The sequence below is a fragment of the Virgibacillus halotolerans genome (assembly GCF_016908515.1).
GTDB lineage: Bacteria > Bacillota > Bacilli > Bacillales > Amphibacillaceae > Virgibacillus_M > Virgibacillus_M halotolerans.
Map to the genome: position 1 here is coordinate 99,285 of NZ_JAFBEA010000003.1, position 26,964 is coordinate 126,248.

The following is a 26,964-nucleotide window of genomic DNA, read 5'->3' on the forward strand; positions in this document are numbered from 1 at the left end:
CTTCACGGGAAGTATCCCGGAAGGTAAATCGGTGTGCCTAACCCCTCATGTGTAGCCAGTCTATTGTCTGTTTATTATAACACAAGCGATCATTAGTTCCTACAAATATTCATCCCTTAAAAGAATGGAAGAGTAAAAATCATGTCAAATATACCAAATTGTCCAAAGTGCAATTCGACATATACATACGATATCAGCTGTGAAATTGCTGTTTTTGGTTAATGGAATTAAAGTCCGAATTCGTTAAAGATAAGAGCTGGTATTTATCTCTTCAAATGATTTTAGTTGACATATATGAAAAAGTAGTGTAAATCATCTGTTTGTGGTATACTATATGTAGAAAATCATATACTATGAAAAACCGTTCCATGCTGTTACATGGAACGGTTACAATAAGACCAAACCCCATCAAGAGGGGCTAGGCACAGTAAAGAATAATCCCTCACTGTCCTGTTAAGATCACATGAGGGGTTATTTGTTTTGATCGGACATGATGAAAGCAATTAACATGCCGAATGAAATCATCAGCGTCAGTGCAATTTCCACATCCATTGGCAAACACCTCCCTTCACGGGAAGTATCCCGGAAGGTAAATCGGTGTGCCTAACCCCTCATGTGTAGCCAGTCTATTGTCTGTTTATTATAACACAGACGATCATTAGTTCCTAAAAAATTATCATTTGTCAGTTTACCAATGCATGTTACTCCCATGTTATGATATTTGAAAAGGAGGGATTGTGATGATCTATATAGGATTGACAGGATGGGGAGATCATCATTCTTTATATCCTGCACATATGAAAGCAAAAGATAAATTAGCCGAATATAGCAGTCATTTCCCAGTAGTAGAAGTGGATGCATCCTTTTATGCCGTACAATCTGTACGCAATGCTGCGAAGTGGGTAAGTGAAACACCAAAAAACTTTCGCTTTGTTGTGAAAGCTTATCAAGGGATGACGGGACATCAACGCGGCGATATTCCATTTGAATCAAAAAAAGAAATGTTTCAAGCGTTTAAGGATTCTTTAGAGCCTTATCAAGATGCAAATAAGTTAGCGATGGTTTTATTTCAATTCCCGCCATGGTTTAATTGCAAGAAAGTGAATGTGGATTATTTAAGATATTGCAAGAAAATGATGGGGGATATCCCGATTGCGCTTGAATTTCGAAACCAATCCTGGTTCAGTGAAAGCTATCGTGATAATACACTCTCTTTTATGAAAGAAGAGGGTTGGATTCACTCCATTGTTGATGAACCACAAGCAGGGGACGGATCTATTCCAACAGTGCCAATTGCAACGGACCCTAACATCACACTTATTCGTATGCATGGCAGAAATGTACATGGATGGAATAAACCAAATGGCGCCAACACGAACTGGCGGGAAGTTCGCTATTTGTATAAATATAACCAAGCGGAATTATCCGAATGGAAAGATAGAATCAATATGCTTACAAAGGGTACCAAAGATATGATTGTTCTATTTAACAACAATTCCGGTGGCGATGCAGCGGACAATGCAAAACAATTTCAAACGATGCTGGGTATCGAATACGAAGGACTTGCCCCAAAACAATTAGGATTATTTTAACGGGGACGGTCCCCCATTACGCTAAAGTGCTAAAGCGGTAGGGGGAGTTCAATTGTAGTATCTAAAAACGTAAAGGTCGCAAGAATCTAGCGTGGTTAGATAGGGGGGAGATCAATGAGCTATCAATGGTTAGAATGGGCTAAACAAATTCAATCCACAGCACAAGCAGGTTTAACTTTCTCAAAAGACAAATATGATCATGAAAGATATAAAGAGCTTCTCAAACTAAGTGCAGAAATTTTATCGACATACACAGGAACAGACATGGAAGAAATTCAAGATTTATTCTCTAAAGAAAAAGGTTATCAAACACCTAAAATAGATGTCCGGGCTGCGGTTTTTCACGATGAAAAAATACTTCTGGTACGGGAAAAGATTGATAATCGATGGGCTTTGCCTGGTGGATTTGCAGATGTAGGCTCTTCTCTCGTTGAAAATGTCGTAAGGGAAGTGGAGGAGGAAACTGGATTTCAAGCATTCTATAAGCAATTACTAGCTGTGCTTGATTATCAAAAACACCCACATCCACCTCAGCCGTTTCATTATTATAAGTGCTTTATTGAATGTGGTATCACCGGTAATGCAGCAAATGAGACGCTAGAAACAAGCGGGGTTCAATTTTTCTCACTTGATCATCTACCTAATCTTTCAACAGCACGAAATACGGAATCCCAAATAGCTATGTTATTTGAATTCCTAAAAGACCCTAATAAACATCCAATAGTAGATTAAACAGTGAAGTTCGGGGACAGTCCCCCACTACGCTAAAGTGCTAAAGCAGTGGGGGACTGTCCCCGAAAACTAGGCTGGATAATATAAGATCATATTTAATCGAATCAATGTATTCCCTGCATTGTGGTAGACATGTGGTCTATCTGCTTTGAAGCGAATAGAATCACCATTCTTTACAATATATTCATCATCGTTGACACGTATCGTTAGTTCCCCTGAGAAAACGGTTATCAGTTCTTCGGTTCCTGCAGTATGCGCATTTGCACTTAGTAAACCGCCTTCGTCTATCTCCACAGAATAAACTTCAAAGCGCTTATCATCCTCAAAAGGAAAAAGGGGGTGGACCCGATACTTTCCATTGTCTTCTGATAAGGTTTGGACGTCATTTTTTAAAACAACTATTGTATCCGGTTGCGGGTTATTGATTAGTGAAGTAAAAGAGATTTTTAATCCATTGGCGATTTTCCAAATGGTTGTAATGGTAGGAACAGAATCACCACGCTCGATTTGCCCGATCATCGTTTTGCTTACCCCCGTTAAATCTGCAACCTTTTCGAGACTTAAATGCTTATCTTCCCTAAAGGCTTTTAAATTTTTTGCAATGATAAGATGTATTTCTTCCATAAACACACTCCTGTTCATCTGTACAATATAACATTCACATTGTACAATAAAACGTAATCGTTATCATGATTATATTGGTCATGATAACATACTTCTTTCAAGCGGGGGCTCTGGAATGTCTTTACTACCAATGTTGTTATATGCTTTTGTTACCAGCTTTACACCAGGCCCAAATAACATTATGGCGCTGGTGTTTGCTAATAAATCCGGATTTAAAAGAACATTTCGATTCTGTGTAGGCGTCGGTGTAGGATTCTTTACGCTCATCGTATTGAGTTGTTATTTCAACCTTTTACTACAAAATATCATTCCAAAAATTGAATTTGTGATGACGATCATTGGTGTTGTTTATATGTTGTATTTAGCTACAAAGATTATTACCAGCAATATAGATGATGACGATGATAGTGAAGATACCCATAATCGTTTTTTAACCGGTGTGCTTTTACAGTTTATAAACCCGAAAGCCATTTTATATGCGCTAACGGTCATATCAACCTTTGTGCTTCCCTACCACACTTCAAATTCCAGCTTGCTATTTTATACGGTGATTTTGGCCTTGATTGGTTTTATGGGAACATTCAGCTGGAGTGTGTTCGGTTCTGTTTTTAAAAAGTTGTTATCAAAGTACAGAAGGCCGTTCAATGTTGTGATGGCTTTGTTATTGGTGTATAGTGCCATTTCAATTCTATTGGGATAAACTTTTTATGGAGTGATTTGGTGGACAGTTTAACAAAAAAATAAGGAAACAGCGTTGTTGATCGAAATGGAGCGGGTAGCAAGTATCACAGAAAAGACAAGTCCGTCTGGAAATAAAGAAATGAATGAACTTGTAAATTTTCTGGATATGGAACAGAAGATAAAAAGGGTTTAAAGCATCTTTAAACCCCTATATCCTGCCTTTTAGCGGTGATTCATTTCACTAGGGACACCATTATTTCGTTCGTTGCGGTCCAAAGTAGCAATCTTATCCATATCTGCTTCATTAAGTTCGAAATCAAATATGTTTAGATTTTCTTCCATGCGTGAAGGTGTTATCGTTTTAGGAATCACAATGACATCTGTCTGCAGCTGCCAACGAAGAATGATTTGGGCAGGTGTTTTGCTATATTGATCAGCGAGTGCTTGAATTAGTTCATGTTGCATCACATTGGTTCCGTTCATTAATGGACTATATGCTTCCACTTGTATGTCATGATCTTTACAAAATTGCTTTAGCTCTATTTGTTGTAAAAAGGGATGACACTCGACCTGGTTAACAGCTGGCTTCACTTCACACTCATCCATGATTCGCTGTAAATGTTCAATATCAAAATTACAGACTCCGATTGCTTTTGTACGTCCATCTTTATAGAGCTTTTCTAGGGCCTTGTATGTTTCAACATACGTATCATACTTCGGTGTTGGCCAGTGAATTAAATAAAGGTCAACATAATCGAGACCTAATTTTTCAAGGCTTGTATCAAATGCTTTTAATGTATTTTCATAGCCTTGGTCAGCATTCCATACTTTTGTCGTAATGAATAGATCTTCGCGTGATACCTTGCTATTAGCGAGTGCTTTTCCTACACCACGTTCATTTCCATAGACCTTCGCAGTATCTATCAAACGATAGTTAGCTTCCAAGGCCTGTTCTACTGCAGTTGTTGCTTCTTCATTAGGTACTTTCCATACACCATAGCCAAGCTGTGGCATACGAAGTCCATTGTTTAACGTTTTATATTGCATGAAATCGCTTCCTTTCGAGGTGCTGTTTTTAGTTTATCATAAGAATGGAAGAAATTAAATTTTTAGATAGCAGAGAGTTACGACTTTGAGTGATCTAGGTAGGATTGATAGGAAAGCTAATTCATACGTCATGTATATAGCAACTATTTCTGGATAGTAGTGTATGAACGATTCCGTTGAACAGATCGCGTGCTCCGAATAAGCATATCCTACATGTAAATGGGGACACTAAACGTGAATTATTAGGAAAGGAGCTTGCAGTATGAATGAATCGTTAACACAGACAGAAGTGGAAAATTTACGCAGAATAATTGGTGAACATGGGATGATTGCAAACAAATTAGAAGCTTATTCTCAAGCAGCAATGGACCCAGAGTTAAAGTCCATTCTACAAAGAGATGCACAAGCTGCTAAACAATCCCAGCAGCAATTATTATCATTTTTACAATAAGGAGGGAAGCATATGTTACAGGATAAAGACATTGCTAATGATTATTTAAATGGACTAAATGCCAGCTTAAAAGGCTATGCAGGTTATATCAGTGATGCAAATAACATGGAGCTTAGACAAACGTTAATAAACTTAAGAAACGGGGATGAATCTCGTCAACGAACTGTTTATAGTTATGCACTTCAGCACGGACATTATAAGCCAGCTCAAGCCGCATCCCAACAGGAAATTCAACAGATTAAATCGGAATTAACTGCAGGTCAATAACAAAAAAGAGTACAGTAGATCTTTCGACCGGCTACATGAACGCTTTTTGATTTGCCTATAGCTATTCAGTTCTTTTGGATAAAGCAAATGCCATCCTTCTTCCGGGGATGGCATTTCTATTAATTATTTTCATAGGTCCAAACACGATCATGATTCGAGTTTTGCGGAAATTTCTCGCCTGCCGCTAGTTTGACTATTTTAGGGTCTTTTACGTTATTACCTGTTTCGCCAATTTCTCGATATACGCCGTTATTCGGTGCTTTTTGGCCAAAACGAAAATGACTATATTCGCCCAATGTGTGATCACTCCTTATGTTTGTTCTCCCTTATTATGGCTGATTTACAAGCCATTCATTCAGAATCAGTGCGAAGTTTTGTGGGAAAGGGCTTTAAAATGTGTCTATTCATTATTGGTGGAACCTGTATAATGTAAAATGAAATGGCATAATTTTTAAAAAGTAAGGTGGTATACATATGAAGCAATTATTTATGGTTTTATTAGTAGCTATTTTTATCAGTGCGTGCAGTCAGACGGAAGATAATTCGAAAAAAACAGTCGAGGAAGGCGCAGTGGCTGAAGCGCAAGATAATGATACAGAAAAAAACGCCGCGGAAAATGAACAGGAAGAGGATGAAGCATTTCCAGACCTTGGTGATCTTGAAGTGAAATTAAGTGGAGAGGCTACCGTGGAAGAAGATAAAATAATAATCGAAGGGGAAAGTAATCTTTTACCCGGCACAAGGATCTGGTCGAGCGGTGTGACTGATGCTGGATTTGGCTCTGCAACATTTACCGATACTGCGGAAGTACAGGATGATGGATCGTTTTTATTTGAATTTAAAGAAGTAAAAAACAGTACCTATGTTACCCTTAAATTGTATAATAACAACGATGAAACGGCAGCGCATTACGGGGAACATTTGGAAAAGGTAGAAGGTCCGCAAGTGTATGTAACAGATACCCATGGCGAATTTGAAGCGAAAGCAGATTTTCACATTGATATAAACAAAGAAAAGCCTTATACCATTCCGATAGAAATTCCTGAATGGGAGGAGGAAGCGGATGATTATGGTGACCCCGATATTCGGATGGAAGCGAAAGTAGACAGTGATCATCAGTACCTCTATTTTTACGGAAAAAGTAATTTGATGGAGGGAGCGCAAGTGGGTGGGAATTTAATGAGAGCGTCAGGAATTATTGACGCGTTCTCATCCGGATTTACGAGAATAAATCCGGATGGATCGTTTACATTACGTGTGCCTTATCACAAATTGGAGAAGGGTATGTATATGCCGATCAGCTATCAACCCAAAAGGAACACTTGGGAAGATGTTGTTGCTGCATATGGGGAACATGGCGAGAAGCTAAAGGGGGATCTTGTGGAAAAGGATGGCAAAGATCAATACGCGGAATTAATTGTCGAGCTGGATGGACCAGATTTTGACTTACCAGAAGATGCCGGACTTACTGTAGATGAAGATGAAATTAAAATACAAATGCCAGATGATTTATTATTTGATTTTGATGAAAGCAAATTAAAATCAGATGCCAAAGGGACGCTGGATGATGTGATCGGTGATCTGAAAAAATTAGACGATGATACAAGAATTGATATTAATGGACATACCGATAATACAGGTGATGCAGATTACAATATGGATCTATCAAAAAAACGCGCAAATGCTGTATGGGATTACTTGGAGAAACATGGTGAAGTAGACAAACTCGATGTACAGATTGAAGGTTATGGAGATACAAAACCAATTGCATCAAATGAAGATGAAGAAGGTCAAGAAAGGAATCGCCGGGTCGAGATTGTTATTAATCCGAAGTAAAAGAGTTAATCTAAAAATAGTAACGAACCCTGTTCTGATTGAATGGGGTTTTACCTATTTGTATCATGGAACGAATAACTTTGGTTATAATACCATGTAGCTATCTTTAATCCTTTTATAGAGAAAACGATTAGAAAACTGAAACCAAATTCAACGAAACTTCGTATGGAAGTAGAGAAGGAGGTGAATATAATGGCACTACAAGATCGTCCCATTATAAAAATAAAAAAACCGCGATTTGAAATAATGCTCGATATCTTTGGAATTCTATCCTTTTTAAGTATAGGTGCATATTGTATTTACATTTGGCCATCTCTACCAGACAGGGTGCCAATGCATTATGACATGAGTGGGAATATTGACGGCTGGGGTGGGAAGGGATCCATTCTTATTATGCCGATTATCGGGGGGCTGATGTGGATATTACTTACGATCTTAGAGCGTTTTCCACATATACATAATTATAGCGGTTTAACAGAAGAAAATGTAGAACGACTATATAAAAATTCTAGATTGCTGGTCAACGTAATGAAGAATGAAATGATGATTGCTTTTGCTTATTTTACATGGAAGACCATCCAGGATGCGTTCGGGAATTCTATCAATAACGGGGTATGGGATTTGCCCATATTTCTAGTTGTTATTTTAGGCTCTTTGGCGTTCTTTATTGTTCGTTCGTTTCGATTGCGGTAGGTGAACGTAATGAGGGTGGTTAACCGATGAAAAGAAAAATAGCAGTCACCTCCTTTAACCATTCCCCAAAATAGGATATCGTTACGGTGGGTATGAAATAAAAGCATTTCCGCTATCATTAGAAATGCTTTTATTCCCACGTTTTTGGCTATGTTCTATAATTCCTTGGACGAAATCGGCAGAAATAGCTTAACCCCTCGTTTATTGAACGGCAGTAGTTTACTATCTGCGATTAAATGACTAATGTATCCGGCAAGGCAGGTATAAAAAACGCCATCGATTGCAAGAGACACTTCTAATTTAGAAGCGATCAGACCAAAGTAAAGCACCCCTAATATGGAATGGGTGTAACTGCGGTGTGAAACAAAAGAAGCGATTAAAATATAAACGCCGAGCAGCATCAACCAAGTTTCTTCCAGAAAGAAACCTCCTGCGATTACACCAATCCCTGTGAGGGTTAGCATATGTTTTTGCTTAATAGACGAAGAGATGACGATCATCCCAATACCAATTCCACCTCCAATATATTTCTCTGTATCCATCCCTTCGTAAAAACTATAAAAGACCATCAGAATTCCGATCAATTGAGCAACTGTACGAATCATTTTATGGGATAAAGTGATTTTTCCACGAAGTTTCCCATCAATATCGAGATCTGGGATTAGTCCTGAAACGCCTCCTAATCCGACTAAAAAGAGGGTTGTAGAAGGCGAACTCTGAAAACTGTTTGCGACGATAAACCCTGTTGCTGCCCCAATTGCTGCGTGTGCTGTACCATTCACCTTTCATTTCACCTCTTTTATGGGGACAGTCCCCTTTATGTACCACGCTTTATTGTACAACAAAATGTATGTTCTGTTTAGGGGTTAATCACATTTCGGATCATAATTATAGCTATTAGAAGATAGGAGCAGGTTTTGCATTCAACTAGGCTTTTAGATCGATACCTTAACCATACTGATACTGAAAGGAATATGACCGTCCTTTTGTTTAGATACCATGGGGATTTCTTCATGAGGCACTATGATGAGGAAATTTACAAAAATGGCATAAAAGTAGTCGATATGATGTGTATATCTCAGGATTTATAAAACGGGGTCAGTCCCCCAGCGCAATAATGCGTTGGGGGACTGACCCCGTAAATAGGCTTGACGAATCAAAAACATCTGTATATACTGTTAATATACTATATATACAGAAATGACAGATGTAACAGGTAGATCACATAGAAAAGAGTGATTTTTAGTGAAAATTATTATCTCAAACACGAACTCATCGCCAATATATGAACAGATTGCCTCGCAAATCCGTAATCAAGTTATTAATGGAAAAATTGAAAGTGGATATAGCCTACCGTCAATTAGGGCTTTGGCAAAGGAGTTGCAAGTAAGTGTGATTACCACGAAGCGGGCATATGACACTTTGGAGCAGGAAGGCTTTATTAACACGGTCGCTGGTAAAGGCAGTTTTATCGCTACACAGGATACACAGTTAATAAAGGAACGTAAACTAAACAAACTAGAAACAACAATTATTGAGGTTTTGCAGATGGCGGAAGAGTTAGAAATGCCTAAAGAAGAGCTTTTTGGGTTAATCAATTTCTTGAATGAGGAGGAAAAGTAATGACACATGTATTGGAGTTAAAAAATGTAAGTAAACGTTATGAGGATTTTTCTTTGGATAACATATCATTTATCTTACCGAAAGGATTTATTATGGGGCTGATTGGTGTGAATGGTGCAGGGAAAAGCACCTTGTTAAAAATTATGATGGATATTGTGAAACGTGATGATGGTGAAATTTATATTTTTGGTAAAGACACAAGGAAACAAATGGTCGAAATTAAGCAGGATATTGGTTTTGTGTTTGATGATAGCCATTATTATGGTCATTTAAATTGTGATCAAATGAAGCAGATTATTGCACCCTTTTACCATAATTGGGATGAAGAAACGTATCAATCGTACATGAAACGATTTGGTCTCCCAACAAACAAAAAGTTAAGGACATTTTCTAAAGGGATGAAAATGCAGTATAACATCGCAGTTGCCCTAAGTCATCAGGCGAAGCTAATTATGATGGATGAACCAACCGCTGGTTTGGATCCGATTGTACGTCGGGATTTATTGCATGTGTTGCAAGAAGTTGTCATGAATGAAGAGGTTTCCGTTCTATTCTCCACCCATGTAACTACAGATTTGGAAAAGATAGCAGATTATATTACATATATCCACGATGGAAATGTAAACTTCAGTGAGGAAAAGGATTTGATTTCCGAAACATACTTTATTGTAAAAGGTGATACTGCGTTACTGAATGAACAAAATAGCGCGCCATTCGTTCACATTGAAAAAAGTCGTCTTGGCTTTCAAGGTCTTTCTAAAGACAAAGCGGAAATCCGGTTGCAATTTGGGGACGAGGTTGTATTGGAACCGGCGAATCTTGAAGATATTATGTACTTTACTTCGCAGGGGCATAAGGATCTCAATTGAAAGGGTGAATTAATTTGATGCAGTTAGTAAGAAAAGACTTTATCTTAATTACAAAAAGCTATTTATTATTTATTGCATGTATGCTTTTTATTAGCGTGCTTTGCCTTAATTTGGATGTTGATGCTGGCGGTATCTATATATTTAGTGCGCTTTTGGCATTTTTTATTATGGGGATTGGCAATCTTGTGAGTGACCATGAGCAGGATGCGGCTTATTTCTTGCTTACACTACCTGTCAGTAGGAATGGATTTGTTTTATCGAAATACATGAGTGGATTAATTGTAGCTATTCTAAGTTGGTTTACAACAAGTTTGGTATTGCTGATTTGTTTATTATTGCCTATTTCATTTCGATTTACAGGTCTAAGTATTTTTCTTGGCTTGAGTTGGTCTGTTGGGATAATAGTTATAGTATTGAGTATTATATTGCCAGTTTATTATGCGTTTGGCAATAAAGCAATCCGCTGGTTAATTATTATCCCCTTACTCCTTGCCAGCTTTAGTTCGCAGTTCGTTCACTCTAGTTTATTTGCAAGTATAGTTTCGGGGCTGTCACATTATTCGACTGAATACGTGTTAAGTGTGTTCCTTATTATCAGTTTAGTTATCTATGCATTGTCCTGCATCATTTCGTTAGTGGTGGTAAGTATCAAGGACTTTTAAAGAACGGAGAAGAGATAAAATGAAACAGTTAATGATGAAAGATTTCATAATGCAAAAAAGCCAGGTTTTTTTAACAATCGCATTGGTGATTGGACTTATTATCATTTGGTATGCCTCCGGAACACAACTTGAATTAATTTATCTTTTTAGTGGTCTGGTTATTTCGCTGTCCCTGATTACTGGAGGGATAAGTTATGATGATGGAAATGGTGCAACTTTGTTTTTACTTACATTGCCTGTAGAACGAAAGACAATTGTTATTTCGAAGTATATGACAGGGTTTTTGACAGTTATTTTAGGAACGTTCCTGACGTTAATATTAGTAGGGATACTGAATATTGTAATAGGTTCAATATCCTCGCCGCCTTGGACAGTGATATTGGGAAGCTTAATGGGAAACTTGATTGCTACAGCTTTGATATTTGCGATATATTTTAAATTTGGCTATGAAAATATTAAATATATGATTGTTGGTTTTATTCTCCTAGCAGTAATTGGCAGTGTACTATATACACAAACAAACATGCTGGACACGATCCTAAAATCGGCCTATCACTTTAGTGAATCAACATTGGTGTTGATTGCTGCAATTGTTACGCTTCTCATCTATATAGGCTCCTTATTGTTTTCTGCTCAGGTGATGAAACGAAAAGAATATTAAATACTAGAATCCGCTACATTGTCAGGCGGATTTTTTGTGCGCTAAAAAACTAACTATCAGCAATAATGGATAATTGTATTGACATCTGTTCAATTGTAAATTAGAGTAATAGTTAAAATTAAATACAAGTAAATACGTAGGAATAGTGTATTTTGTGGGAGGTATAAGTGAATGGAAGATACATATCCATTGATTGACATAAACAAAATAGATAAAAGCTTTGTGACGCAAGAACAGGATAACTTGGTTTTATCTGATATCTCTCTATCTATTAGAAAAGGCGAATTTGTTACCATTCTAGGCCAAAGCGGTTGTGGTAAAAGCACTTTATTAAATATTATAGGTGGATTTGAAATACCAACAAAAGGCCAGATATTACTGGACGGGAAACAGGTCATCGAACCGGGTAGACACTGTGTGATGCTTTTCCAGGATTATGGTTTACTGCCATGGCGATCTGTTTTGAAAAATGTAGAACTTGGTTTAGAACCGGAGAAGTTAGGGTCCAAGGAGAAGCATGAGCGGGCAATGGAATATATAAGACTGGTCGGGCTTGAGGATAATATAGGTCAATTCCCACATCAACTATCCGGTGGAATGAAACAAAGGGTTGCGATTGCTAGGGCACTTGCAATGAAGCCAGAATTAATTTTAATGGATGAACCGTTTGCTGCGCTGGACACATTTAATCGGTATAATCTCCAAGATGAACTAGTACGTCTACAACAAAAGGAAGGGATTACGATTGTTCTCGTAACACACGACATTGATGAAGCCGTCTATTTATCAGACCGTATTTTCATTATGGATCCACATCCTGGGCGTATCCGAAGAGAGTTAACGATTGATATATCTAAACCACGTGATCGAAGTAACAGTGACTTTCAATATTTTCGTAAACTTATTTTTGAGGAATTTCATATCGACTCTCGACAAGAGCCTTTGGAATTCAATATTTAGGGGGTGGAAAAGTGAAGAAACTCTCCACGATAGGATTGATGCTGATCATTTTATTTACATCAGCTTGCGGAAGTAATGAAGTTGTAAGCGAAAAAGAGACCCTAAAAATAGGTTATTTACCAATCACACATGCTGCACCACTCTATTTTGAAAAGGAGTTTGCTTCCACCTATATGGACGGCGTAGAAATAGAACTCGTTAAATTCGGAAGCTGGATTGATCTGATGGATGCATTAAACACTGGGAGGATAGATGGGGCATCGGTATTAATTGAACTTGCGATGAAAGCAAAAGAAAAAGGGGTTGATCTGAAGGCAGTTGCTTTAGGTCATAAAGACGGTAATGCTGCCATTGTAGCGCCTGAAATTGAAAGTGTGACAGATTTAAAAGGGGAGACAGTCGCCATACCACATACTTTATCGTCACAAAATATTTTGCTGCACGACATGTTAAAAGAAGGTGATATGACGTATAACGATATTAACGTTGTAGAAATGACACCACCTGAGATGCCTTCTGCGCTAGCCGCGGGCACAATCTCCAGTTACATTGTGGCAGAACCCTTCGGCGCACTTGGCGTAACGCTAAATCAAGGGAAAGTGCTGTATCAGTCAGAAGACCTATGGCCCAATTCGCTCTGCTGTGCACTTGTCCTGCGTAACGATGTAATTAAACATAACCGTGAAGTGGCACAACAACTTGTGACAGGTTATGTTAAAGCAGGGGAGAAAGCTGAGAAATTAGATGAGGATGCTTATGATGTGCACAAAAAGTATTTAAGTGTTGATGAACAGGCGTTGGATCTATCCTTAGAGTGGATATCTTACGATGATCTCCGGTTGGAGAAAGAAGATTATGATGTATTACGGGAAAGTCTACTAGAAATGGGGTTGTCGGAAGGGCCTCCATCTTATGAAGCATTTGTAGACAACTCACTGATTGACCAAGTGAAGGTGGAGTAAACCTTATGAAAAAATGGCGTAAGTTATTATATGTAGTGGCGAGTGCAGTTCTATTAATCAGTGTTTGGCAGCTTGTTATCATTATAGGTGATTATGAGGAAGCATTACTCCCATCTCCACTCACTGTTGGAAAGGGAATGATTACGGTTATTAGTGACGGTACAATTTTAACCCATATGCGAATTAGTCTTATGCGCTTTTTTATCGGTTATTTCGCAGCAGTGAGTACGGCGATTATTTTAGGTCTGATTTTAGGACGGACAAATTGGCTGTGGGAACTTATTGATCCGATTGTTCAAGTGATCAGACCGGTTGCGCCGATCGCATGGGCACCATTTATTGTGCTTTGGTTTGGGATTGGAAGTATACCCGCTATTGTTATTATTTATATCGCAGCATTTTTCCCTGTATTATTATCGACGGTGTCTGCGGTGAAGAAAGTGGATACGACCTATTTAAAGGTGGCGCAAAATCTTGAGATTAAACAGCCACAACTCATGTATAAAATTATTTTTCCTGCTGCATTTCCTTCCATCGCGAATAGTTTACATATTGCGCTTGGCACTGCCTGGATATTTCTCGTTTCAGGGGAAATGGTTGGTGCGCAATCTGGCCTAGGTTATTTTATTATTGATTCCAGAAATGCACTGGATTTAGATTTAGTGCTTGCGGGTATTATTTTTATCGGTGTTTTAGGTCTACTTCTGGACAAAGCAATCAGCTTATTTGAACGTTGGGTAGAAAGGTTATGGGGAGTACAAACAAATTAAGATATATCTAAAAATAATTTCAATGGTTGCATTAATGAGTGAATTATCGTATTATTAATACCAATTAAACCTACTTATTTTATAGGAATAATTAAATATTGGGGAGGAATTTTAAAATGGCATTACATTTAGTAGAAGCAACATTTAAAAATACAGTAATTGATACAAAAGAAGCATTTGAACAAAAAGTGTCAGCACTAAAGGATGCGGTTCAAGAAGATAACATAAATTTAATTGAAGTTCAGGTTGCAAAGGACTTTTCAAGATCTTTCTTTATTTTTGAAAGTGAAGATGAGGCTGTACTCACTTCTAGTTTGGAGAATAAGGACCTGTCTGTTGAGCTTGTTAAGGCAGTTCGTATTGTAGGTAAAGATCTAGAAGAAGTGAAAAAGCAATCAGAGGAAGTCAATTACCTTGTTGAATGGAATATTCCTGAGAATATAACAATGGATCAATATTTAGACCGCAAAAAGAAAAACTCTGTTCACTATGCAGAAGTACCTGAAGTTTCATTTTCTCGAACTTATGTCTGTGAGGATATGTCGAAGTGTCTGTGTTTCTATGATGCTCCAGATGAAGATGCAGTTAAACGTGCACGTGAGGCAGTGAATACGCCAATCGATTCGATCACGGAAATAGCATCTGATAAATAAGCTGATAAGGAGTTAAAGGAGGAGACTTCCCTATGATCCTGGAAAAGGAAACAGAGACAAATACAAATACGTTAAAAGAACTCATTCAAAGTGAGTTAAGACCTTTGGTACAGTCAATTGATATAGACAATCATTATCCGGAAGCATTTTTACGGTTATTAGGTGAAAAAGGCTATTTTAATTCGGATGTCTTTTCCGATAGGGAGGTATTACTCCGTGAATTTCATTTGGTGGAAGAGGTTTCTAAAACTTGTATGACGACGGGTTTTACCCTGTGGTGCCAGTTAGCGGCACAGACCTATTTACGCCAGAGTGAGAATAATTACTTGAAGTCGAACCTATTACCGGATCTTGAGAACGGGACCATTTTAGGCGGGACGGGATTATCTAATCCAATGAAGTTTTATGGGGATATGGAAAAGTTACATCTACAGGCTGAGCGAAGAGAAGATGGGTATGTTATTTCCGGTCACCTTCCATCTGTCTCCAATCTTGGTGAAGGACATTGGTTTGGCATCGTTGCTGGCTTAAACAATAACCAGCGGATTATGGCGTTTATTCCATGTGACCTTGTAGGACTTTCAATGAAAGGTAAAAGTGATTACCTTGGTATCAATGGAAGTGCGACGTACGTTTGCCGTTTTGATCATTGCTTTGTGCCTGATCACCTTATTGTATCAGCAGATGCAGATGCATTTGTTGAAAAAGTACGTCCGACTTTTTTACTGTATCAAATTCCACTTGGTTTGGGAGTTACAGATGCATCTATTGAATCTATAAAACGTGGACGTAGCAAACAAAGGGGTAGTAATCATTACTTACAAGTTCAACCTGAAGAACTAGAAGCTATTTATCAGCAACAAAGGGAGTCAATTTATGATTATCTAGAAACATACGAAGACACTTTGGACTGGAAGGAAATTGTGCAAATGAGATTGGATATAGCACACCTTACACTTCGATCGGTTGAAGCGAATATGCTTCATAGCGGTGGTGCGGGATATTTATATAAAAGTCACCCTGCAAGAAAACTACGTGAGGCATATTTTCTTGCTAATTTAACACCAACGGTAAAACAACTGGAGAAGATGCTTGCCTAAAAAGATATGTGATATAACGCCCCTGATGTAAAACCATCCAATAGCTAAGTAAACAGCAACAATAACCCGCCTGATGGAAGGTGGGTTATTTGGTGTTTGTGTAAAATTTAGCGCAGTTTGGCGGGAAGTAAAACCCCCACCTCTAGTGGCAACTTCTTTGAACCTCACGTCGTGGGGGGGCTCGACTAACATTCAGGGGAAGAGGCAGACTAAAATCGCGACGTTACGCGTCAACGTCTGGAACTGCGCTAAAGCTCGTCCCACCGAAAACCTTTGCACTAGCATGTCAGTGCGTTGAAAACTCTGAATGAAGTTTTACTTTATGTTAATTGGGTTCCAATCCAAATGCTTCTGCCAATAATTCAATCCCTTTCATCCGGTTTTGGGTATCGTAAAAATGTGGAATAATTGTTATCTCGTCTGCTTGATAATGGTAGGATACATTTTCTATGCCCTTTTTTACCTCCTCCGGGTTTCCGATGATCGCTCGTTTTCGATTTTTCCTGACTTGCTCTTCCTCAAAGGAGCTAAGACCGCGAGCCTTCGCTGTTTCAACCGAAGGGTAGTATGGCGGCTGATTGCCTGTGGAGGGTTCGATAGACAGCAACCATAAATCAAAAGCTTGGGCGATTTCCGCAGCTTCCTCCGTTGTTTCAGCAATAATAGCGAAAACAGCAATCATTACTTTCGGCTTGTTCAGCAAAGCAGAGGGTTGGAAATGTTCCCTGTAATCATTTACAACATCGAGTCCAGCGTAAGAAGGAAAGCCAAATTGGGCAAAGGCATAAGCAGATCCCGTTGCGGCAGCAACTTTTGCACCTCCAGTTCCACTTCCGAGCATCCAGATTTCCGGTGTTGTTTCTATGACAGGGGTTGCGATCAGTTCTTGGAAGCGATGGTCTTCGGTTGTATTATCTGTAAAGTATTTATATAGATCCTGTACTTGCTGTTCATAGGGTAATCGTTTGTCCCTTGCCTCATTCAAGGCTTTGTTAACCAGTCGGAAGCTCGGTGATCTCCCTATACCCAAATCAATCCGATTAGGGTGGAAAGCTTCCAGCATCCGGAAGTTTTCGGCCACTTTGTAAGGACTATAGTGTGGTAACATGACCCCGCCTGAACCGATTCGTATTTGATTGGTAGTAGCGGCTAATTGCATCATCAACATCTCCGGGGTGCTTCCAGCAACAGAAAATACATGGTGATGTTCCGCTACCCAATATCGATGATAGCCTAACCGATCAGCAAGATGTGCTAATTCTCTTGTGTGCAGCAATGCTTCACGGGCATTTGAACCCTCATAGATTGGCGAGTAATCAAGTATATTTAACGAGACCATTTACAATCTCTCCTTTTACATCATGAAGACCTCTTCTTTTATTATAGGAGAATGGTGAACGAATTGACATCAATCGGTTTTACTGTTGAAATGGATTGCTACTTAATGATAGGTTTTGGTACTAATCAGGCAATTAGATCATTGACAAGGAAAGTTTAGAACGAGTCAGAACTATCATTAAAGTTGTTTCGTGAATTAGACTAGGAGGAAAGGGAAATAATAATAGGTAAATCAAACCGATATTATCTTGTTTTAAAAAGGAGCATGGTCATGGATATTGCCTTATTATTAATTCGAATTGTACTAGGATTAACAATTATTGGGCATGGCACACAAAAGTTATTTGGTTGGTTTGGCGGTAATGGTTTATTTAACACAGCGAAGTTTTTTGAATCACTAGGTATTAAACCAGGCATATTTATGGTATATCTGGCAACACTTTCGGAAATGATTGGCGGTTTGTTTTTTGTACTTGGCTTTTTAACCCCCTTGGCAGCTATTCTAATCGCTGGGACAATGGTGGTGGCTATCATTACTGTAACAGGTAAAAATGGCTATTGGATTACAGCTAATGGAGCGGAATATAATATTTTGATTATAACCATATGTATTGCCATGATTATTTCAGGACCTGGTATCTATGCTTTCGATTACTTTATCTTTTAATTGTTAATCAGAGTTAAGGACCTTGGCGGCATGACGGCTGAATAAGCGGTGTAAATTTTGTTACCAGACGATGAAATAAACCAGATTGACAGCATGTTTTTCTGAAAAATCACCCCTAGCGCGTCTCTTCTTTGGGGGTGTTTGCTGTCTGGAACGTTTGAGAAAAACGGAATAGTGGAATATAAGTTATAGCATGCATATGGGAGGAAGTTTATTATGTCCAACAATTTTTATGAAAAGGATCAGCACAAGCATTTAAATAAGTTGAATGAACTCGCACCTGAACAAGCAGAAGCTTTTTCAAACTTTAATACGGAAGTTTTCAAAGAGGGTGCTCTCTCAAAAAAAGAAAAAGAAATCATTGCAGTAGCCATTGCACATGTAACAAAATGTCCTTATTGTATTGACGGTCATACGAAGCAAGCGAAGGCAGAAGGTGCCACGCTCGGTGAATTGGCGGAAGCAGTAATGGTTACGGCAGCAGTAGAAGCCGGTGGTGCTGTAACACATAGTACGAATATGCAAAATGCTTTAGCAGAAGATGCAGATGATGCGTTATACGAACGATCAAATCTTAACAAGCTTAGTACATTAGGTCGCAATGCGCATGTAGGATTTCGAGGATATTCCACATTTAGTGGTGCAGCAATGAAGGAAGGGAAACTAGGTAAGAAATTTAAAGAAATTATTGCGGTAGCAGTCGCACATGCAACATTATGTCCGTACTGTATAGATGTGCATACGAAAAATGCGGATAAGTTAGGTGCAACAAATGAAGCGTTATCTGAAGCGGTATTGGTTGCATCCGCGCTATTAGCCGGTGGTGCTTACACACATATGGCCAATATGATAGAAAGTTATGGCAATGTATAAGAATTAATGTTAAATAACAATTTTACATTTTTAATAAGTTATGTTACACTCATCTCAATCAAATATAAGTAATGTACTTGGGGGAGTCTGTCACCAAGGGCGTTCTATGCCCTCGGTTGACGGCTCCCTTTTGCGTTTTTTGGGGTAGTAAACATATTTCTTCCTTTCTGCGTAAGTGTAATGAAGAAAAGCATCCATGAAGGTCCGGCGAATGCCAATTTTTTAGATAATAACTAATGAAAGGAGCATCATCTTAGTGGAATTCGTGTTATTGATATTTTTCCCTGTTTTGGCAGCGATTTTCGTGCCAATACTTTTCAGGAAACTGAAAAGCATACATACTGGTTGGTTTGTTTTAATAATCCCTATAACACTTTTTATTTATTATACCGGTTTCATTCAAACCACGATGAATGGTGGACACGCCATATCATCATTGGAATGGATCCCTTCTCTTGATATTTCATTCGTATCGTATATAGACGGTTTGAGTCTTCTATTCTCATTACTCATTACAGGGATTGGGGCACTTGTTGTGCTCTACTCGATCTTCTATCTTGATAAAACCCGAGAGAAGTTGAATAACTTCTATGTCTATTTACTGATGTTTATGACTGCTATGCTGGGTATTGTTCAATCAGATAACATTATTACGCTTTATCTTTTCTGGGAATTAACATCTATTTCCTCTTTCTTATTGATAGGCTATTGGTACACAAGAGACGGTTCGCGATTCGGTGCTTTAAAATCCATGCTAATAACGGTATTCGGTGGTTTAATGATGCTAGGTGGATTCGTTCTTTTAGGCATAATGGGGGATACATATTCTATTCGTGAATTGATTGCTAACGCGTCAAACTTAGTTGGACAGGAATTCTTTATATTAGCACTGGTTCTCGTTTTACTAGGTGCTTTTACGAAATCAGCTCAATTCCCATTTTATATTTGGTTACCGGATGCCATGGAGGCACCTACACCTGTTAGTGCCTATCTTCACTCTGCGACGATGGTAAAAGCTGGGCTATATCTTGTTGCCCGCTTTACACCTGTTTTTGCAGTTTCAGAAGTGTGGATTTGGCTTGTTACGGGCATTGGGCTGCTTACGCTTTTTTGGGGAGCGTTCTTTGCAGTCAAACAAACAGATCTGAAAGCTATTCTTGCCTTTTCAACAGTGAGTCAGCTTGGCCTTATTATGTCACTGCTTGGAGCAAGTGCCATCAGCTATCATGTAGATGCGGGTACAGCACTTTTCAAATTTGCCGGGTTTGCAGCCGTTTTTCACTTGATCAACCATGCGGTATTTAAAGGTAGCTTATTTATGGTGGCGGGGATTGTCGATCACGAAACGGGAACAAGGGATATCCGAAAACTTGGGGGGTTAATGGGTGTCATGCCAATCAGTTTTACCGTGGCGTTTATCGGATCTATGTCCATGGCGGGCCTTCCTCCGTTTGGAGGATTTCTTAGTAAGGAATTATTTCTTACATCGACGTTAGCACTGAAAGATTTTAATCTATTTAATTTTTCAACATGGGGAATTATTTTCCCGATTGTTGCTTGGATTGCAAGTGTATTTACGTTTATCTACAGTTTCTATTTTGTTTTTAAGACATTTGCCGGGAAAAGAAAAAAGGAATCACTGTCGGTGGAACCAAAAGAGGCACCTGTGGGGATGCTGATTGCCCCTGTGATTCTGGCTGTATTAGTTGTTGTGATTTTCTTTATTCCAAATGTTGTAGGAGATACTTTGGTGAATCCTGCAGTTGTTGCGATGCAGGCCGGACTCTATAGCCATCCATCTGAAGTGCTTGTGCATGTTTCCGCTTGGCATGGATGGACGCCTGAACTTTTGATGACACTTGGTATTATCGGGCTGGGATCCATTCTGTTCCTAACAATGAGAAAATGGCAGCCATTGTATAACTTACAGCCCGAACTTTTATCGTTGAATGGTTTATATGATTCATTAATGATGGCCGGAGAAAAAGGCATGAATCGATTATCCCGTCTTTATATGACAGGTGTTTTTAGAACATATCTTATTTATATGTTTGTGTCTATTGTGGTCATTACACTGGCAACGTTGTTTATCAAAGATGCATTTAAGGTTGATTTCAATAGTTTCGCACCTTTAAATGCATATGGCATATTGACTGCTGTGTTACTTATTCTCTCTGTGGTCATGATTTTGACTGCAAAAACGAGAATAACTGCGGTTATCGCGCTAGGAGGCGTTGGTTATTCTGTTGCATTCTTCTTCGTTATTTACAAAGCGCCGGATCTTGCGTTGACACAGCTTGTTATTGAAACGATTACGGTCGTCTTGTTTTTACTTGCGTTCCATCGTTTACCAGAGTTAAAAAGACACGGAGAGAGTAAGGGTTTTCGCTTAGGTAATTTTATTGTCGCTGCGGGGGTAGGTATTACCATGGCACTTGTTGCACTGTCCGCACATTCGCAGAAGTTGATTCCTTCTATTTCTCAGTTTTATAAAGACACGGTGTACAGTGAAGCGGGGGGCGGTAATATTGTTAACGTCATACTCGTGGATTACCGTGGATTTGATACATTGTTTGAAATTGCCGTATTATCAATTGCGGGAATCGGTGTATATAGTATGATTCGTCTGAAACTACCAGGAAAGGGGAGCACTGATGAAAGTAAATGATGTTGTTTTACAGACTGCAGCGAAGGTTGTGTTTTTCATCATCCTTCTTTTCTCAATATTTATTTTTTTCGCCGGACATTATACACCGGGCGGCGGATTTGTTGGAGGGCTTCTTGCAACAGGAGCGATCGCACTTCTTTTGCTTGCTTACGATTTGAGGACCGTTCAGCAATTATTGCCATTTAATTTTATGATTGTAGTAGCCATTGGATTGCTTCTATCTATTGGAATGGCATCTGGATCGATCATTTTTAATGTTCCTTTTTTTACACATGCTTTTGATGATTTTTATTTACCGTTATTCGGGGCAACATCCTTGCATACGGCAATGATTTTTGATGCAGGAGTTTATCTCGTCGTCATTGGCGCGGCTATGACGATTATTCAAGCGATTGGGGGAGATTCTTAATGGAACTATTGATGGCGATTGTGATCGGTGTTCTATTTACGGCTGCCGTCTATTTAATACTATCTAGAAGTCTTCTCCGCATCATTTTTGGAACCGGATTGTTAAGTCATGGTGCCCACCTGCTTCTCCTGACGATGGGAGGACTTGGGGGCACTTCACCGCCTGTCCTTGCTGAAGGTATAACTGACTATGCAGATCCATTGCCACAAGCACTCATTCTGACGGCAATTGTCATTAGTTTCGGGGTAACATCATTCATACTGGTCCTTGCGTATAAAACATATTCGAAACATCAGACGGATAATATGGATCTTATGAGAGGAAATGATGAACATGATTAATTTATTAATACTTCCGATTCTCCTGCCGTTTTTATTTGCAGTAATTCTCCTGTTTCTCAAGGAAAACATCCGGGCGCAAAGGCTATTGACGATAGTTGGATTAGTTGTTAGTTTAGCTGCCGCCCTTAGACTCATCTGGAAGGTGAAAACAGCAGGTGTTCAAACAATTACACTGGGAAGTTGGCCAGCGCCATTTGGAATTTCCCTCGTTTCAGATATGTTGTCCGTGTTGCTTGTTACAACGTCTATACTAATTACCATTTTGATTGTGCTGTATAGTTTTACAGCAATTGGAGAGGCGCGCGAGCGTTTTTATTACTATCCTGCTGTCCTATTTATGCTGACAGGGATTAATGGTGCGTTTACAACTGGTGATATTTTCAACATGTTCGTCTTTTTTGAAGTCTTGTTGATTGCGTCCTATGTCTTAATCGTCCTTGGTGGAGAGAAAAGACAGCTGCGGGAATCCATCAAATATCTACTTGTAAATGTTATTTCATCTGCACTGTTTGTTGTTACAGTCGGCCTCCTGTATTCTGTGGTGGGGACATTGAACATGGCAGATATTTCCGCGAAAATTGCCGAAGTGGGGCAACCTGGGATTATTACTGTGATTGCTGTTCTATTCCTGCTCGTATTTGGGATAAAAGGAGCATTATTTCCGCTTTATTTCTGGCTTCCCGGATCCTATTCAGCTCCGCCAATGCCAGTGCTTGCCCTGTTCGGTGCACTGCTGACGAAGGTTGGTTTATATGCCATCACAAGGACATATACGTTGTTTTTCATACATGACGTAGCTTTCACACATGAGTTACTCCTGGTGCTATCTGTTCTAACGGTTATCATGGGTTGCGTCGGTGCACTGGCATATTTCGATTTAAAACAGATTATCATTTACAATATTATTATTGCAGTAGGGGTTATTTTATTCGGTGTTTCGCAAATGAATGAGGCGGGTATGTCTGGTGCAATTTTCTATTTGATTCATGACATGCTTATTAAAGCTGCGCTATTCATATTGATCGGAATTATTATTTCTGTAACAGGCACATCGAATTTAAGGAACATGGGCGGCTTGATGAAAACGCACACTTCTCTCGGTTGGATGTACTTGATTACAGTATTTGGGCTCGTAGGAATTCCGCCATTAAGTGGGTTTATCGGCAAACTGTTAATCGTTCAGGGCGGTTTCGAAGCTGGAAATACTTGGGCCACCGTCATTATTCTTATTTCAAGTATTATCGTTCTTTTGTCTGCTATGCGGATCTTTGTTTACGCATTTTGGGGTGAACCGGTTAAACTGCCGAAATCTGATCGTCGTTCTTACCGTAAAGAAATGCTTCCGGCAACATTGCTTGTAGTCATTTCTATCGTTTACGGCGTTAGCACGGAATGGCTCATTCCTTATATGGCGGATGCTTCAGATATATTATTAAACCCGTCCATTTATATTGACGCGGTTTTAAAGGAGTAGATGAAGATGGCTTTCCAAATATTATTGAACTTTGTCATCGCAGTGACCTGGATGCTTTTGAGCTCCTCGATGACAGCTCAGACATTTATCATTGGATATTTAATCGGGCTCCTCATCATATTTATCATGCGGCGCTATTTCAGAGAAAGGTTTTATTTAGGATGGGCGTGGGCTGCTGTTAAATTGGCACTTATTTTTTTGAGGGAACTCACGATGTCAAATATTACTGTCCTGCTTATCGTTCTCAATCCTAAAATGGATATAAGGCCAGCATTTTTTGCATTTCCAACCGACTTGCAAAAGGATTGGGAAATCATGCTGCTCTCCAATTTGATTACATTAACACCGGGAACATTGGTTGTACATGTATCAGATGATCAGCGGACACTTTATATTCATGCGATTGACGTTGATGATGTGGATAATGAGATCCAATCGATCAAACATTCATTTGAGAAGGCAATTAGGGAGGTGGGTCAATCATGATGACATTCATTTGGATCGGTTTAATGCTTGTTGTTTTATCGATTCTTGGCCTACTGCTTCGGATTTTCTGGGGACCTTCAATCCCTGATCGAGTTATCGCATTGGATGCATTTGGTGTCACGCTTATTTCAGCCATCGCTCTCTTATCGGTTTTGTTCGGAACGGGATTTTTTATGGAAGTTATTTTATTGATTGCTGTTATGTCTTTCATCGGAACGGTTGCCTTTTCCAAATTCATTGAGAAAGGAGAGATCATCGAACGTGATCGTAATAGCTAATATACTTGTCGTTTTGCTGATTTCTATCGGTGTTATTTTTACAGTAGTTGCGGTGATTGGTGTACTTCGTTTACCTGATGTATATACAAGATCACACGCTGCTACGAAGAGTACAACTTTTGGTGTCCTCTGTACATTATCAGGTGTCTTTCTTTATTTTTGGCTGATTGAGGGAGACTTTAATATCAAACTCCTTTTGGGTATTGTTTTTCTGTTTATCACTGCGCCGATCGGTGGGCATATCATGGGTCGTGCAGCATACATTTCAGGTGTGAAGCCGAGCGAATTGACAGTGAAAGATGAATTGGAGGAAGTTGTGAAGCAAGCTAAAAAGGATAGAACTTCCCAAAAAATGAAAAGCGACGAAGATTAAACCAATGAGATGAAATCATATTGCTTAACTTTGAATAACAAGGGGATTGAGGCAATAACATTATTGTGTCCTTGAAGATGTAATTAAAGCGGATTATATTTATAATGGAGAGAGCAAATCATAAAAGTGACATTACATATACTTTAAAGGAGAACATACTTATGATTATTGGATTAACGATCATATTAGTGCTTGTACTATTTTTACCGTTTACGAAGATCGTCGAACGGAACCTGGAAGTGTTTTTATTCATTATGGGTGTTTTATCCGTATTGGTAAGCCAAGTATTAAATTGGGATCTGATAAATGAAGCTTTAATACACCCAATTAACATAACATTGGCAGTGCTCGTTGCGGGGCTGTTATTCAGATGGTTCCAGGATCCGATTGAAAAAGGTGTATTGGGATTAAGCAAAGCGATACCATACCGCTTGTTTATTGCATTATTTGTAATTATTCTTGGATTAATCTCCAGTTTGATTACTGCCATCATTGCAGCAATTATTCTCGTTGCAGTTGTAGGCGTTTTGAAAATGGATAAAAAGTCGGAAATTCGTCTGGTTGTTTTAGCGTGTTTTGCAATTGGTATGGGTGCTGCACTTACGCCGATTGGGGAGCCGCTTTCAACTATTGTAGTAAGTAAATTAAATGAGGATTTCTTCTATTTACTGAAATTAATTGGTGTATATGTCATACCAGGTGTGATTGCCTTTGGTGTAATGGCTGCATTGATGGTGAAATCAAGAGATGAATCAGCTGCTATTTTGGCACAAAATAAATCAGCGTCCGATTCGGATTCAAATGCTGCCTCACAAACAGAATCCTATGCAGAAATCATTATCCGCAGTTTGAAGATTTATTTGTTTGTTATGGCATTAACTTTTCTAGGGGCAGGATTCCAACCATTTATTGAAAGGTATTTACTCGATTTAAGTCCGCTAATTTTATATTGGATAAACATGATTTCAGCTGTGTTGGATAACGCTACACTAGCCGCGGCAGAAATTAGCCCTGTAATGAACGAGACGACAATCAGAGATATTTTACTTGGGTTGCTTGTCAGTGGAGGAATGCTGATACCAGGAAACATTCCAAATATTATTGCTGCTGGAAAGCTGAAGATTACAAGCATACAATATGCACGTTTTGCTGTACCAGTCGGCTTGGTTGCCATGGTATTGTATTTCATTGTTATTGTTCTGTTCTGATTGGTTAATTTAGATGGCAAGTAAAAAAGGGATCTTCTGTGGAAGATCCCTTTTGCACTTTTAAAATAAAGCGAGTTAAATCGTAATGGCTGTATTCGTTTTGTGATAGAATTCAATAAAGTTATTTACAACTAAATCGAGGAATTCAATGGTTCCGTGATCCGTTATTTCACCAGCTTCATTCATTTTTTCATGAATGGATCCGATATATACTTCGTTTCCTGGAAGTAAGATCGGTGACAACGCCGGATTTGATAGTATATCTCTTAAGTGCATTTGTGCACGGACACTTCCAAGGACACCCATAGAAGAACCTACAATGAATGCTGGTTTGTCTTTGATTGTAAGGTCGCCACCACGTGATAGCCAGTCAATGGCATTTTTCAACGCACCTGGAATGGAATAATTATATTCCGGAACCGCAAATAATACTGCATCGGAATCTTTTACATCCGCTTTAAATTTATTTACATTTGCTGTTGGATCATTTTCAATGTCGATTGAAAACGTTTCAACGTCATTAATAAACACTGGGGTGATATCTAATTTATCTGCATAACGGTTTTTCATATATTCAACTAACTTTAAGTTATTTGATGTTGAACTCGTACTACCAATAATTGCTTTAACGCTTATGGTCATGTTTGTAAAACTCCCTTTTTATTA

32 protein-coding genes are annotated in these 26,964 nt (G+C 38.8%); 26 read left to right on the forward strand and 6 right to left on the reverse strand.

The genetic code is table 11. The annotated features are described in order from the left end of the window. The first annotated feature begins 740 nt into the window (after positions 1-740). Together JOC34_RS09150 and JOC34_RS09155 are read left to right on the forward strand one after the other, a co-directional pair. A complete protein-coding gene (locus JOC34_RS09150) occupies positions 741-1,592 on the forward strand; it encodes a DUF72 domain-containing protein (protein WP_205136457.1) in 852 nt (283 codons plus the stop codon). Between the two features lie 114 nt (positions 1,593-1,706). Continuing rightward, on the forward strand, positions 1,707-2,324 hold the full coding sequence (locus tag JOC34_RS09155; RefSeq protein WP_205136458.1) for an NUDIX hydrolase: 618 nt from the start codon (positions 1,707-1,709) through the stop codon (positions 2,322-2,324). A gap of 69 nt (positions 2,325-2,393) precedes the next feature. On the opposite strand, the gene JOC34_RS09160 is transcribed toward JOC34_RS09155, so the two are convergent. Beyond that, positions 2,394-2,948: a helix-turn-helix domain-containing protein gene (locus tag JOC34_RS09160; RefSeq protein ID WP_205136459.1), complete on the reverse strand. Its 555-nt coding sequence runs from the start codon at positions 2,946-2,948 to the stop codon at positions 2,394-2,396. A gap of 115 nt (positions 2,949-3,063) precedes the next feature. On the opposite strand from JOC34_RS09160, the gene JOC34_RS09165 reads away from it, so the two are divergent. After that, on the forward strand, positions 3,064-3,648 hold the full coding sequence (locus JOC34_RS09165) for a LysE family transporter (protein WP_205136460.1): 585 nt from the start codon (positions 3,064-3,066) through the stop codon (positions 3,646-3,648). 203 nt (positions 3,649-3,851) lie between these two features. Here the strand turns inward: JOC34_RS09165 and JOC34_RS09170 are convergent, their stop codons facing one another. Then, on the reverse strand, positions 3,852-4,676 hold the full coding sequence (locus tag JOC34_RS09170) for an aldo/keto reductase (RefSeq protein WP_205136461.1): 825 nt from the start codon (positions 4,674-4,676) through the stop codon (positions 3,852-3,854). 262 nt (positions 4,677-4,938) lie between these two features. Here JOC34_RS09170 and JOC34_RS09175 point away from each other — a divergent pair, with 262 nt between their 5' ends. Together JOC34_RS09175 and JOC34_RS09180 are read left to right on the forward strand one after the other, a co-directional pair. Continuing rightward, a complete protein-coding gene (locus JOC34_RS09175; protein ID WP_205136462.1) occupies positions 4,939-5,127 on the forward strand; it encodes a hypothetical protein in 189 nt (62 codons plus the stop codon). Between the two features lie 12 nt (positions 5,128-5,139). Then, positions 5,140-5,394 carry a spore coat protein gene (locus JOC34_RS09180; RefSeq protein ID WP_205136463.1) on the forward strand — a complete coding sequence of 85 codons (255 nt, stop codon included), beginning with the start codon at positions 5,140-5,142 and terminating at the stop codon, positions 5,392-5,394. A 119-nt stretch (positions 5,395-5,513) separates the two neighbouring features. Here JOC34_RS09180 and JOC34_RS09185 read toward each other — a convergent pair whose 3' ends face one another. After that, positions 5,514-5,690, reverse strand: coding sequence for a YjzC family protein (locus JOC34_RS09185; protein ID WP_205136464.1), 177 nt, complete (start codon positions 5,688-5,690; stop codon positions 5,514-5,516). Between the two features lie 178 nt (positions 5,691-5,868). On the opposite strand from JOC34_RS09185, the gene JOC34_RS09190 reads away from it, so the two are divergent. Both JOC34_RS09190 and JOC34_RS09195 read left to right on the forward strand, forming a co-directional pair. Next, positions 5,869-7,230, forward strand: coding sequence for an OmpA family protein (locus JOC34_RS09190; RefSeq protein WP_205136465.1), 1,362 nt, complete (start codon positions 5,869-5,871; stop codon positions 7,228-7,230). Positions 7,231-7,422: 192 nt separating this feature from the next. Beyond that, positions 7,423-7,923: a DUF1648 domain-containing protein gene (locus JOC34_RS09195; protein ID WP_205136466.1), complete on the forward strand. Its 501-nt coding sequence runs from the start codon at positions 7,423-7,425 to the stop codon at positions 7,921-7,923. Positions 7,924-8,078: 155 nt separating this feature from the next. Here JOC34_RS09195 and JOC34_RS09200 read toward each other — a convergent pair whose 3' ends face one another. After that, positions 8,079-8,705, reverse strand: coding sequence for a metal-dependent hydrolase (locus JOC34_RS09200; RefSeq protein WP_205136467.1), 627 nt, complete (start codon positions 8,703-8,705; stop codon positions 8,079-8,081). A 463-nt stretch (positions 8,706-9,168) separates the two neighbouring features. Between JOC34_RS09200 and JOC34_RS09205 the strand changes: the two genes are divergently transcribed. The 9 genes from JOC34_RS09205 to JOC34_RS09245 all read left to right on the forward strand — a co-directional run bounded on the left by JOC34_RS09205 (position 9,169) and on the right by JOC34_RS09245 (position 16,183). Beyond that, positions 9,169-9,546 (forward strand): GntR family transcriptional regulator, encoded by a 378-nt coding sequence (locus tag JOC34_RS09205; protein WP_205136468.1) that lies wholly within the window; start codon positions 9,169-9,171, stop codon positions 9,544-9,546. After that, positions 9,546-10,415: an ABC transporter ATP-binding protein gene (locus tag JOC34_RS09210; RefSeq protein ID WP_205136469.1), complete on the forward strand. Its 870-nt coding sequence runs from the start codon at positions 9,546-9,548 to the stop codon at positions 10,413-10,415. The genes JOC34_RS09205 and JOC34_RS09210 overlap by 1 nt, the downstream gene beginning before the upstream one ends. Positions 10,416-10,432: 17 nt before the next feature. After that, the gene (locus JOC34_RS09215; protein WP_239544279.1) at positions 10,433-11,077 is read left to right on the forward strand and encodes an ABC-2 transporter permease; all 645 of its coding nucleotides are present in this window, start codon (positions 10,433-10,435) and stop codon (positions 11,075-11,077) included. A gap of 19 nt (positions 11,078-11,096) precedes the next feature. Next, positions 11,097-11,738, forward strand: coding sequence for an ABC-2 transporter permease (locus tag JOC34_RS09220; RefSeq protein ID WP_205136471.1), 642 nt, complete (start codon positions 11,097-11,099; stop codon positions 11,736-11,738). Between the two features lie 171 nt (positions 11,739-11,909). Next, positions 11,910-12,698: an ABC transporter ATP-binding protein gene (locus JOC34_RS09225; protein ID WP_205136472.1), complete on the forward strand. Its 789-nt coding sequence runs from the start codon at positions 11,910-11,912 to the stop codon at positions 12,696-12,698. A gap of 11 nt (positions 12,699-12,709) precedes the next feature. Then, entirely contained in the window at positions 12,710-13,660 is a 951-nt protein-coding gene (locus tag JOC34_RS09230; protein ID WP_338062659.1) for an ABC transporter substrate-binding protein, read from the forward strand. A 5-nt stretch (positions 13,661-13,665) separates the two neighbouring features. Continuing rightward, positions 13,666-14,430, forward strand: coding sequence for an ABC transporter permease (locus JOC34_RS09235; RefSeq protein ID WP_205136473.1), 765 nt, complete (start codon positions 13,666-13,668; stop codon positions 14,428-14,430). 116 nt (positions 14,431-14,546) lie between these two features. Then, positions 14,547-15,083: a DUF4242 domain-containing protein gene (locus JOC34_RS09240; protein WP_205136474.1), complete on the forward strand. Its 537-nt coding sequence runs from the start codon at positions 14,547-14,549 to the stop codon at positions 15,081-15,083. 32 nt (positions 15,084-15,115) lie between these two features. Next, positions 15,116-16,183, forward strand: a complete 1,068-nt coding sequence (locus JOC34_RS09245; protein ID WP_205136475.1) for an acyl-CoA dehydrogenase family protein — start codon at positions 15,116-15,118, stop codon at positions 16,181-16,183. A 325-nt stretch (positions 16,184-16,508) separates the two neighbouring features. On the opposite strand, the gene JOC34_RS09250 is transcribed toward JOC34_RS09245, so the two are convergent. After that, a complete protein-coding gene (locus JOC34_RS09250; protein WP_205136476.1) occupies positions 16,509-17,522 on the reverse strand; it encodes an LLM class flavin-dependent oxidoreductase in 1,014 nt (337 codons plus the stop codon). A 270-nt stretch (positions 17,523-17,792) separates the two neighbouring features. On the opposite strand from JOC34_RS09250, the gene JOC34_RS09255 reads away from it, so the two are divergent. The 10 genes from JOC34_RS09255 to JOC34_RS09300 all read left to right on the forward strand — a co-directional run bounded on the left by JOC34_RS09255 (position 17,793) and on the right by JOC34_RS09300 (position 26,298). After that, a complete protein-coding gene (locus JOC34_RS09255; RefSeq protein WP_205136477.1) occupies positions 17,793-18,188 on the forward strand; it encodes a DoxX family protein in 396 nt (131 codons plus the stop codon). Between the two features lie 216 nt (positions 18,189-18,404). Further along, positions 18,405-19,061, forward strand: coding sequence for a carboxymuconolactone decarboxylase family protein (locus JOC34_RS09260; protein ID WP_205136478.1), 657 nt, complete (start codon positions 18,405-18,407; stop codon positions 19,059-19,061). Positions 19,062-19,317: 256 nt separating this feature from the next. Continuing rightward, positions 19,318-21,729, forward strand: a complete 2,412-nt coding sequence (locus JOC34_RS09265) for a Na+/H+ antiporter subunit A (RefSeq protein WP_205136479.1) — start codon at positions 19,318-19,320, stop codon at positions 21,727-21,729. Continuing rightward, the gene (locus JOC34_RS09270; protein ID WP_205136480.1) at positions 21,716-22,138 is read left to right on the forward strand and encodes a Na(+)/H(+) antiporter subunit B; all 423 of its coding nucleotides are present in this window, start codon (positions 21,716-21,718) and stop codon (positions 22,136-22,138) included. Before JOC34_RS09265 ends, JOC34_RS09270 begins: the two co-directional genes overlap by 14 nt. Then, positions 22,138-22,479, forward strand: a complete 342-nt coding sequence (locus tag JOC34_RS09275) for a Na(+)/H(+) antiporter subunit C (RefSeq protein ID WP_205136481.1) — start codon at positions 22,138-22,140, stop codon at positions 22,477-22,479. The genes JOC34_RS09270 and JOC34_RS09275 overlap by 1 nt, the downstream gene beginning before the upstream one ends. Further along, a complete protein-coding gene (locus JOC34_RS09280; RefSeq protein ID WP_275577690.1) occupies positions 22,472-23,953 on the forward strand; it encodes a Na+/H+ antiporter subunit D in 1,482 nt (493 codons plus the stop codon). Before JOC34_RS09275 ends, JOC34_RS09280 begins: the two co-directional genes overlap by 8 nt. Positions 23,954-23,959: 6 nt before the next feature. Further along, entirely contained in the window at positions 23,960-24,439 is a 480-nt protein-coding gene (locus JOC34_RS09285; RefSeq protein WP_205136483.1) for a Na+/H+ antiporter subunit E, read from the forward strand. Next, positions 24,436-24,717 (forward strand): Na(+)/H(+) antiporter subunit F1, encoded by a 282-nt coding sequence (locus JOC34_RS09290; RefSeq protein WP_205136484.1) that lies wholly within the window; start codon positions 24,436-24,438, stop codon positions 24,715-24,717. Before JOC34_RS09285 ends, JOC34_RS09290 begins: the two co-directional genes overlap by 4 nt. Beyond that, positions 24,701-25,090 (forward strand): monovalent cation/H(+) antiporter subunit G, encoded by a 390-nt coding sequence (gene mnhG, locus JOC34_RS09295; protein ID WP_205136485.1) that lies wholly within the window; start codon positions 24,701-24,703, stop codon positions 25,088-25,090. Before JOC34_RS09290 ends, mnhG begins: the two co-directional genes overlap by 17 nt. Before the next feature lie 161 nt (positions 25,091-25,251). Then, positions 25,252-26,298 carry a DUF1646 family protein gene (locus JOC34_RS09300; RefSeq protein ID WP_205136486.1) on the forward strand — a complete coding sequence of 349 codons (1,047 nt, stop codon included), beginning with the start codon at positions 25,252-25,254 and terminating at the stop codon, positions 26,296-26,298. A gap of 75 nt (positions 26,299-26,373) precedes the next feature. On the opposite strand, the gene JOC34_RS09305 is transcribed toward JOC34_RS09300, so the two are convergent. Then, positions 26,374-26,940, reverse strand: a complete 567-nt coding sequence (locus JOC34_RS09305; RefSeq protein ID WP_205136487.1) for an NADPH-dependent FMN reductase — start codon at positions 26,938-26,940, stop codon at positions 26,374-26,376. Between the last annotated feature and the right edge of the window lie 24 nt (positions 26,941-26,964).